Here is a 10,000-nt window from a genome sequence, read left to right as displayed (position 1 = left end):
TTTTTTCCAGCACTTTACCGACAAAGTTCAGTTTGACTTCCCGAGCTGCTGGTTTGCCTTTTAGCGCTAGTTGCACTGCGGCTTCCAGCAATATGCTTTTGGGGACTACAGCGTCGACTAAACCGATTTTTTTCGCCTGAGCAGCACGCAACTGCTTACCGGTTAAAATCATATCCAAAGCTTTTTGAATACCGACCAGACGAGGCAAACGTTGAGTACCACCGCTGCCTGGCAATAAACCCAGTTGTACTTCAGGTAAACCCAAGACAGTTTTGTTGTCTGTTGTCGCAACCCGGGCATGACAGGCTAACGCCAGCTCTAAACCACCACCTAAACAAGGGCCATGAATAGCAGCTACTAACGGAATAGATAAAGCTTCAAGCTGGTTAAACACCAGTTGGCCCATACGACCTATGTCTTCGGCTTGCTGCGCTGTGGTACAGCCATCCAGCATAGAAATATCAGCGCCAGCGATAAAGGAATCAGGCTTGCCACTGATAATAACTAAACCTTTGATGTCTTTATTGTTTTTAATTTCGCTGAGCAAAGATTTAATTTCATCAGCAAAAGCAGCTTTGAGCACATTCATGCTCTCGCCTGCCACGTCCATGCTGATCACACCAATCTGATCAGGGCGAATGCTTAAGCTAAAAGTCGGCTGGCTCATTATTCAGTCTCCACAATCATAGCGGCACCTAAACCACCGGCAGCACAAGCTGTGGTTAAACCTATACCACCACCACGGCGTTTTAATTCATTTAACGTCTGAGTAATTAAACGGGTGCCGGTTGCCGCAAAAGGATGGCCATAAGCCAAAGAGCCACCTATGACGTTAAATTTCGCCATATCAATGTCACCTATGGCTTCAGCGCGGCCCAGTTTTTGTTCAGCAAAGGTTTTACTGCCAAACATTTTCATATTGGCCAGCGCCTGAGCGGCAAAAGCTTCGTGCATTTCAATCAGGGTTAAGTCAGATAACTTCAAACCGGCGCGATCCAAAGCAATAGGAGTCGCATAAGATGGGCCCATCAGCATATCTTCCCAGACATCTATAGCGGCAAAAGCGTAACTACGGATATAACCCAGCACTTCATAGCCCATAGCTTTAGCACGGCTTTCCGTCATCATCAGTACAGCAGAAGCTCCATCTGTTAAAGGGGTGCTGGTGGCTGCTGTGACAGTGCCAAACTGACGGTCAAATACTGGTTTTAACTTGCTGTACGATTCCAGTTTGGAATCCATCCGAATATTGTTGTCGATTTCTAGGAAGGTTTTGTATGGCTCAATATGAGCGGCCATCACTTCATCTTTTAACAAGCCGTCTTTCCAGGCTTGTGCAGCTAAGCTGTGTGAACGGTGCGCCAGCGCATCCTGGTCAGCACGGCTGATACCATGAGTTTTGGCCATTTGCTCCGCCGTATCACCCATAGACAAGCCTGTGGTGTATTCAGCCACTGCCGGCGGTACTGGTAATAAATCTTTTAAGCCCAAACGGCGGAAGATCGCCAGTTTCTGACCAAAGGTTTTGGCTTTGTTTAAATCGACCAAAGCGCGGCCTAATTTTTTACTAACGCCGATAGGCAACACAGAACTTGAATCTGCACCGCCAGCAATAGCAATTTCAGTGTGCCCCGCCATCATACTTTCGGCCACACTGACCACAGACTGAAAGCTGGTGGCACAAGCCCGGGTGACGCTAAAGGCATCAGTATGCACATTCATGCCAGTGCCTAATACGATTTCACGGGCAATGTTTGGCGCTTCCGGCATTTGTACAACTTGACCAAAAACCAATTGATCTATTAACTTGGGCGACAATTCGCTACGGATCAGCAGTTCATTGACCACCAGCTTGCCCAGTTCCAGCGCTGAAATGCCATGGAATTCGGTTGCTTGTTTCGCAAAAGGAGTACGCAGACCACGCACTATGGCGATACGGTCTCCCTGACGTGTGGTAAGTTGTATTGGCGCGGCCATAAAAGTCCTCTTTTTGTGTTTACCGTGACAGGTCTGACCTGTAAATCATTTGATTGTAACCACAGATCAGGCAAATTAAAACACTTGTTTTAAAAGGTGTTGAACCTTATATAAAGGCGAGTGGTCTTAGCCTAGCTTTTTTTTGAGCTAACTGCTTGGAAAATAAACAACAACTTAAAAACAGTAGTGAGTATTATGGTAAAGGCATTCTCAGCTTTAAAAGACTATCTGGACAGTCAGGTCTTGGGTCAGCATGCGCTGACGGAAGGTATTTTGTTGGCTTTATTGGCCAATGGTCATTTATTGGTGGAAGGCCCGCCTGGTTTAGCTAAAACTCGCGCGGTAAATGCACTGGCCCATGGCGTCGAAGGTCGTTTTCACCGTATTCAGTTTACTCCCGACTTATTACCAGCCGATTTAACAGGCACAGATATCTATCGCCCTGAAACAGGTCAATTTGAATTTCAGGCTGGTCCTTTGTTTCACCACATTATTCTGGCGGACGAAATCAACAGGGCACCAGCTAAAGTACAGTCGGCATTGTTAGAAGCTATGGCGGAAAAACAAATTACCGTAGGCCGTAAAACTTACGCGCTGCCTGAACTGTTTTTAGTGATGGCGACACAAAACCCGCTGGAGCAGGAAGGGACTTATCCTTTGCCTGAAGCTCAGCTGGACCGCTTTTTATTACATCTGAAAGTCGACTATCCGGATGCTGCCACTGAACTCGCTATTTTGCGTTTAACCCGTGGTGAAGCTTTAGCTCATGACAAAGCCAAATTAAGCCCTATCAGTCAGGCTGATATTTTTGCAGCCCGTCAGGACATATTAAAGCTGCATATGGCTGAAAGCCTGGAAAACTACATAGTGCAACTGGTGATGGCCACTCGTAATGCCAAAGCTTACAGCGAACAACTGGCTAAATGGATAGCTTATGGTGCCAGTCCACGTGCCAGTATTGCGCTGGAGCGTTGCGCACGGGCAAAAGCCTGGTTAGAAGGCCGTGACTTTGTCACACCAGACGATATTCAGGCGGTATTTTTTAATGTGTTACGTCATCGCCTGATTTTAACTTACGATGCTGAAGCTCAGGGCTTAAGCACGGATGATGTACTCAAAGAGATCTTAAAACTGGTTCCGGTTGCCTGATGTGTTTTCGATGAATCTCCAACTTCAGCTTGAACAACTGGCCACAGACGGCATTCACTTGGATTTGCCGCAACTGCTGGCCTATCAGCGCCATCATGCCTTGCTGGATTTGGCCCCCAAAATGGCCATTCAAAGTAAGTTGGCTGGCAGTTACCTGGCGCGAACTAAAGGCCGTGGTATGGAGTTTGATGAGGTACGGCATTACCAACCTGGTGATGACGTACGAACCATAGACTGGCGTGTCACAGCACGCACCGGCAAAGTCCATACTAAATTATTCCGTGAAGAAAAAGAGCGGCCGGTTTTTATCCTGACCGATTTGTCTGAATCCATGCGTTTTGGCACTCAGTTACTACTTAAATCTGTGCAGGCTGCTCATATGGCTGCCTTATTAGCCTGGCATGTCCGCGAGACAGGCGACAAACTCGGTGGTCTGGTCTTCAGTGAGCAGCAATTACTGGAACTCAAACCTGCTGCACGCAGTCAGGCCGTGCTGCGCTATTTAAATGCGCTGGTAAAAGTACAGCAATCTCAGGGCATGGCTGCAGAATCCAATATCAACCATGCCTTAGGGTTGATGCGACGCTTAGCGCGTCCGGGCGCTCTCATTTTTGTGATCTCAGATTTCAGTAGCCTTGACGCTCAAGGCTTGCGTCATTTGCAGGCAATGCGTCAGCATAATGAAATCCGTTGTGTTCACATCACCGATCCTTTGGATTTACAACTGCCTTTGTCTGCTTCAGGTTTGGCGGCGGTCACAGATGGGCTAGAGCTGAAAACTCTGGACTTAGGATCGTCCGTGTTAAAAGACAGCTACCGACAACAGCAAAGCCAATGGCAACAAGCCTTGCAATTGAACTTAAAAAAGTTGAACTGCCGCTATTTAGAAATCAGCGCAGCTTTGCCTTTAATCGAACAATTAAACAGGAGTTGGCCTTATGGCGAACACTGAACCTCAACTGGCTTTAGCTGATATTCAGGAGCCAGCTCTAAATACTTTTTGGCCACTCGCCCCTGGTTGGTGGTTACTAGGCTTGCTCATTATTTTACTACTGGCATACTGCTTTCGTTTTTTCTGGAGGCAGTGGCAAAAAAATCTGCCATTACGCCAGGCAAAAGCCGAGTTGAGTTTGATAAAAGAACCCCAGCAGAGTGCAGCGCTGAATGAACTGTTAAAACGTCTGATCCGCTGTTATAACCCCAGACATCAGGTATTATCTGCGCCAGTGAAACAATGGCAGGACTTTTTACAAAGCCAGTTGCCACAACAGCCTTTGCCCGATCTGCAAAAACTACTGTACCAATCAGAAGTCAGTCAGACTGATTTTGCAGCCTATTTGCATTTTACTAACCAATGGCTAAAGAAAGTCACTGCAAAACAACTGGAGCAGCTTTGATGTTTGAATTCAGCTATCCCTGGTTGTTTATCCTGCTCCCTCTTCCTTTGTTGCTAAGACGCAAAACTCAGCAACAAGGTAGTCCGCTTAGACACAAAGCCTTGATGAAAGCCAGCAGCCAAAGCGCGGCTTTGGTCAGCAGAGCGCCCCGTTCGCTCAAAACCTTGCTTGCACTGTTGTGCTGGTGTTGCTTAGTGCTGGCCGCCTCTCAACCAAAATGGCTTGGTGAAACCGTGACTTTACCTCAACAAGGTCGGGATCTCATGTTAGCGCTGGATTTATCCGGCTCTATGGCTATCAGCGATATGCAGCATCAAGGCCAAAGTATTGACCGACTGCAGGCAGTGAAGCTAGTCGTCAGTGACTTTATCCAACAGCGCAAAGGCGATCGCATAGGCCTGATATTATTTGGTGATGCCGCTTATCAACAAACCCCCTTGACTTATGATTTAACCACTATCCAAACCATGCTGGATGAAGCTGTGCGCGGATTAGTTGGAGAACGCACCGCTATAGGTGAAGCTATAGGTTTGGCCGTTAAACGCTTAAATGCCTATGAAACCTCAAACAAAGTGCTGATCCTGTTAAGTGACGGAGCGAATACGGCAGGTGTGATCCAACCAACAGAAGCCTTGCAACTGGCCAAAGCCGCCGGAGTTAAAATTTATACCGTAGGCGTAGGCGCTGAGCAAATGGTGCAGCAAAGCATTTTTGGTCGCCAGTTGATTAACCCATCTCAGGATTTGGACGAAGTGCTGCTGACCCGCATTGCAGAAGAAACGGGCGGCAAATACTTCAGAGCCCGCGACTTGGCGGAATTAGCACAAATTTATAAACTGCTGGATCAGTTAGAGCCTATAGAGCGGGATCAAATCAGCTATCGTCCCCAGCAAAGTCTGTTGCACTGGCCTTTATTGGCCGCATTATTTTGTTCTGTGTTACTAGCCTTAGGCCAAATCAGATGGCCTGGGAGACTAAAAAATGTGGGCTGATTTTCATTGGTTAAGGCCAGAGTATTTCTGGTTATTGGTTCCGACGCTCTTGATTTGGGGTCTGTTCGCTAAACTGCGGCAGCCTCAAAGCGCATGGCAACATTGGATAGCACCTCATTTGCAAAAAGAGCTCTTAATTGTCCCTGCGTCACAACAGCAAAAACCTATACTGTGGCTGTTATTGATGATCTGGTTGATTAGCGTTATTGCTCTGGCAGGTCCTAGTTGGCAGCGTTTACCCCAGCCAGTGTTCCAACTGAAAAAAGCCACAGTGATTTTGATGGACATGTCGATGTCGATGCGCGCTACTGACTTGTCCCCAGATCGCCTGACTCAGGCCCGCTTTAAAGCGCTGGATTATATTGATGGCGTCAAGGAAGGAGAACTCGCATTAGTCAGTTTTGCCGGTGATGCTTTTGTGATTTCACCTTTAACTCAGGACCACAATAACGTTCGGTTGTTATTGCCTGAACTCAGTCCGGATATTATGCCGGTACAGGGTTCTAACCTTGAAGCCGCATTGCTGCTGGCTGATCAGTTGCTGAAACAAGGGGGTTATCTGCAGGGTGATGTGGTGCTCTTTACCGACGGCTTCGCATCATCTGATTATTCTCGCTTACGTGAGTTGATGGATAGCTGGCCGCATCGTTTATCTGTATTGGCTTTTGGCACAACTCAAGGTGCCCCTATTCGTCTGAGCAATGGTGAACTACTTAAAGACAATCAAGGCGCTATAGTGCTACCCCGCGTTCCTCTGGCACAGCTGCAGCAGTTAGCAGAGTTACGCTCCGGTGCCTTTGCTATAGCAGGTTCCGAAGACAGTGATATAGCCGCCTTGTTAGCGCTGCAACCGTTGGATAAAAAAACTGACGGTAAAGAAGACCAAAAGTTGTTTGGAGATCAATGGCAGGACAATGCGGTGTATCTGGTTTGGTTGTTAATGCCTCTCGCTTTGTGGTTGCATAAACGCGGGGCTCTGACGGTAATAGTACTTGGGCTGCTCATGCCCAAAGCTGAAGCCTTCGAGTGGACAGATCTCTGGCAGACACAGCAACAAAAAGCGCAGCAATCGTACCAGCAAGGTGATTACAACAGTGCCTGGCAAAACTTTAACGACCCACTCTGGAAAGGTAATGCGGCATACAGGGCACAAGACTATGCGGCTGCAGAACAATCCTATCGCCAGTTAGATACAGCAGATGCGTCTTACAACCTCGGCAATAGCCTGGCACAACAACAAAAGTATCAGGAAGCCATAACGGCTTATCAGCAAGCGCTGAAGAAAAACCCTGAACTCACCAAGGCCCAGCAGAATCTGGACGCTGTAAAAAAAGCGCTGGAACAACAGAAGCAACAACAGCAAAAAGGCGAAGGCGGACAAAAAGATCAGCAGCAAGGTGATCCATCAGGCAAAGAGTCCACTGAGCAAGGTGAAGGTTCAGAGTCCAAACAGCAGTCTAATGAGCAAGAATCACAACAAGCACCCGAACAGTCCGCTGAAGGGCAAGGCAATGACGCCGCATCACAAAAAGATCAGCAACCAGGTCAATCTCAGCAGCAAGAGCAACAGCAGCAAAAAAAGCAGCAATTGGCTGGACAGGCTGAAGAAGCCAAAGATGCTGAACAAGCCAAACAACAAAAGGCAATTTCGGAAGCCTGGCCTAATGCTGATGCAGAACAAAGTCAGCAACTGGATAATTTATTACGCAAAGTACAAGACGATCCTTCTTTGTTATTACGTCGCAAGATGGCGATTGAATACCAAAAACGTCGTTATGATCAACCACCAGCCGGAGTTGTCGAAGAATGGTAAAGCAGTGGTTATGCCTGTTTCTGTTAGTGTCTGGCCCAGCCCTGGCCTTGACTGAATTAAAAGTGTCGCTGGATAAAAATCCCTTGTTATTGGGTGAAACCGCGGTGCTCGAACTTGTCGCTGATGATCAGGTGGCGCAGCAACCGGATTTCTCTGTACTGGATAAAGATTTTATTGTGCAGGGCCCTTCGCTGGGTCAACAAATGCAAATAGTCAACGGTCAGGCCAGCCGGACCACTAGTTGGCGTTTGCTGCTCAAAGCTAAACAAACTGGTACTTATATTATCCCATCTTTTGAAATTGATAATGTCAGCTCCTCCCCTATCGAAGTTGAAGTTGTGAAAGGGTCAGCTCAAGCTCAATCAACAAAGGATAGCCAGTTGTTTTTGCAAAGCAGCCTGGACAGCAGCGCGCTTTATGTGCAACAACTGGCTTACCTGGAAGTCAAAATATTTTTTCAGGGTGACTTACAGCGCGGTTCATTAAGTGAGCCTAAAGTCGATGGCCTGAGCATAGAGCAGTTGGGTAAAGACAAAGAAGGTACAGAGTTGGTAAATGGTGAGCGATATCGCACTTTTACCCGTACCTATCGTGTTATTCCGGAGCGCAGCGGTACTTTTGTCATTCCAGGTTCTGAATTGAGCGGCGAAATGCTGGATAGAAATTCCGGGCGGTACGACTATTTTGCGCAAACGAAAGCCATCAGCGCCAGAGCCAATGACTTAACCATAGAAGTCGCAGCCAAACCCGCTAATTTTCCCGGCGAATGGTTAGTTGCAGATTTAGTCAGCCTGAATGAGGAATGGAGCCCTGCGTCAGATACGCTCACTCAAGGTGAACCAGTTACCCGCACCATTACCATCACGGCACTGGATGTGGCAGAACATCAATTGCCTGATTTGCAACTCGAAGCCCCTGAAGGAGTAAAACTATATAAAGAGCAACCACATGCCAAGCAAGCAGAGCGAAATGGCACTTTGGTTTCCCAAAAAGTTTTTAGCATGGCAGTCGTGGCAAATAAAGCTGGCGAACTAATACTGCCTGAGGTGAAGCTGGCCTGGTGGAACAAAAAAACCAAGTCAGTCCATTATGCAACTTTACCGGAAAAACGCCTGACGGTGCAGGTCAATCCGGAGTTGCCACATCAAAGTCCGGTTGCTGTAGCCGCGACACCGACACAAACCACTTTAGCAGAAACCGCGGCAACTAATCCCTGGCAGTGGAATTACACCAGTTGGCTGCTTAGCTTGTTGTGGCTCTGTTCAGTTATACTTTTATTGGTGTTCAAAACAACAAAAACTACCGGAGCTAAAGTTGTAGTCCGTAATTCAGGGGGCGCCAGAGCCAACCCCAAAAAACTGCAAAATGCCTGCCATAACAATGACGCAAACATAGCCCGTCAGTGGCTGATGTCATGGGCGGAACAACAATTTGGCAGAACTCCTGCATCACTCACCGAATTAGCTCAGTGGTGCAAAGATGATAACTTTGCTGAACAGCTGCAGTTGCTGAATCAGCAGCTTTATCAAAAAGAGCAGCAACGCTGGCAAGGTAAAACCTTATGGATTGCCTGGGCTGAGCTATCGCTGGAAAAAACGGCTTCTGGCTCCGCCTTGCCTCAGCTATATCCTGAATAATAAACAGTCATTGGCAGCAACACCTGGGTTGTCTGCCTTAAAAAACTGGCTGTTAGTGAAAGCTATTGGTAGCATGCCGGCAATTTATAACTAGAACGATAACAAAGCGGGAGAACCAGAGTGGCCACGGGAACCATATTAGCTTTATCCATTTATTTCCTTTCTATGTTGGCAATAGGTTTATATGCCTTTCGTCAATCCAGTAGTAATTTATCCGAATATATGCTCGGTGGCAGAAAATTAGGCCCAGCGGTCACGGCCTTATCAGCGGGCGCTTCCGATATGAGCGGTTGGCTATTGATGGGGGTTCCGGGTGCTATCTATGCGGCAGGCCTATCGCAAATTTGGATTGCAGTGGGTTTAGTGATTGGCGCATACCTAAACTATATTCTGCTGGCGCCACGTTTTCGGGTCTATACCGAACTGGCAAAAGATTCAATCACTCTGCCCGATTATCTGGAGAACCGTTTTGCCGATCCAAGCAGGATGTTACGCCTGGTCTCGGCTGTTGTTATAGTCGTATTTTTTACCTTGTATACCTCTTCAGGCATGGTCGCAGGTGGCAAGTTATTTGACTCAGTTTTTGGTCTGGACTATCAACTAGGTCTGCTTTTAACTGCGGGAGTAGTTATAGCTTATACCCTGCTCGGCGGCTTTTTAGCAGTCAGTATGACGGATTTTGTTCAGGGTATTATTATGTTTATCGCTTTAGTGATGGTCCCGGTCGTCGCTTTTAGCGCTTTAGAACAACCTTATGAAGTATTCAGCACTATTGAACAACTAAACCCCAGACATTTGGATTTATTCACAGGGACCAGTACGTTGGGCATTATTTCTTTATTGGCCTGGGGTTTGGGTTATTTTGGTCAGCCGCATATTATAGTGCGCTTTATGGCGATACGTTCCGTAGCAGAATTTAAAGTGGCTCGCCGCATAGGTATGTCCTGGATGATTATTTCGCTGCTAGGTGCCATGGCTATAGGCTTTGTTGGTATAGCTTATACACACCAGGCTCAGGCTCCAATTAAGGATCCT

General features: G+C 47.2%; 9 protein-coding genes. 7 read left to right on the top strand and 2 right to left on the bottom strand.

The annotated features are described in order from the left end of the window. A partial coding sequence (locus LDL40_RS02555; protein ID WP_300993491.1) for an enoyl-CoA hydratase-related protein occupies window positions 1–667 on the bottom strand: 667 nt, incomplete at its 3' end. Next, on the bottom strand, window positions 667–1,977 hold the full coding sequence (fadI, locus tag LDL40_RS02550; RefSeq protein ID WP_233009782.1) for an acetyl-CoA C-acyltransferase FadI: 1,311 nt from the start codon (window positions 1,975–1,977) through the stop codon (window positions 667–669). The genes fadI and LDL40_RS02555, both read right to left, overlap by 1 nt. A 195-nt stretch (window positions 1,978–2,172) precedes the next feature. On the opposite strand from fadI, the gene LDL40_RS02545 reads away from it, so the two are divergent. From LDL40_RS02545 to LDL40_RS02515, 7 genes are all read left to right on the top strand, one after another. After that, the gene (locus tag LDL40_RS02545; RefSeq protein ID WP_300993487.1) at window positions 2,173–3,126 is read left to right on the top strand and encodes a MoxR family ATPase; all 954 of its coding nucleotides are present in this window, start codon (window positions 2,173–2,175) and stop codon (window positions 3,124–3,126) included. A gap of 10 nt (window positions 3,127–3,136) precedes the next feature. After that, window positions 3,137–4,078 (top strand): DUF58 domain-containing protein, encoded by a 942-nt coding sequence (locus LDL40_RS02540; RefSeq protein WP_300993485.1) that lies wholly within the window; start codon window positions 3,137–3,139, stop codon window positions 4,076–4,078. Continuing rightward, on the top strand, window positions 4,065–4,523 hold the full coding sequence (locus LDL40_RS02535) for a DUF4381 domain-containing protein (protein ID WP_300993483.1): 459 nt from the start codon (window positions 4,065–4,067) through the stop codon (window positions 4,521–4,523). Before LDL40_RS02540 ends, LDL40_RS02535 begins: the two co-directional genes overlap by 14 nt. After that, window positions 4,523–5,515: a VWA domain-containing protein gene (locus LDL40_RS02530; RefSeq protein ID WP_300993481.1), complete on the top strand. Its 993-nt coding sequence runs from the start codon at window positions 4,523–4,525 to the stop codon at window positions 5,513–5,515. Before LDL40_RS02535 ends, LDL40_RS02530 begins: the two co-directional genes overlap by 1 nt. Then, window positions 5,505–7,328, top strand: a complete 1,824-nt coding sequence (locus LDL40_RS02525) for a VWA domain-containing protein (protein WP_300993479.1) — start codon at window positions 5,505–5,507, stop codon at window positions 7,326–7,328. Before LDL40_RS02530 ends, LDL40_RS02525 begins: the two co-directional genes overlap by 11 nt. Then, complete coding sequence (locus tag LDL40_RS02520; RefSeq protein WP_300993477.1) at window positions 7,322–8,965, top strand: BatD family protein; 1,644 nt, start codon at window positions 7,322–7,324, stop codon at window positions 8,963–8,965. Before LDL40_RS02525 ends, LDL40_RS02520 begins: the two co-directional genes overlap by 7 nt. Before the next feature lie 120 nt (window positions 8,966–9,085). Then, on the top strand, window positions 9,086–10,000 hold a 915-nt coding region (locus LDL40_RS02515), incomplete at its 3' end, for a sodium/solute symporter (RefSeq protein WP_300993475.1).

Source organism: Rheinheimera sp., assembly GCF_020217005.1.
Classification (GTDB): domain Bacteria; phylum Pseudomonadota; class Gammaproteobacteria; order Enterobacterales; family Alteromonadaceae; genus Pararheinheimera.
The sequence above is the reverse complement of the archived record's forward strand: the minus strand, read 5'-3'. Positions and strand labels throughout refer to the sequence as shown.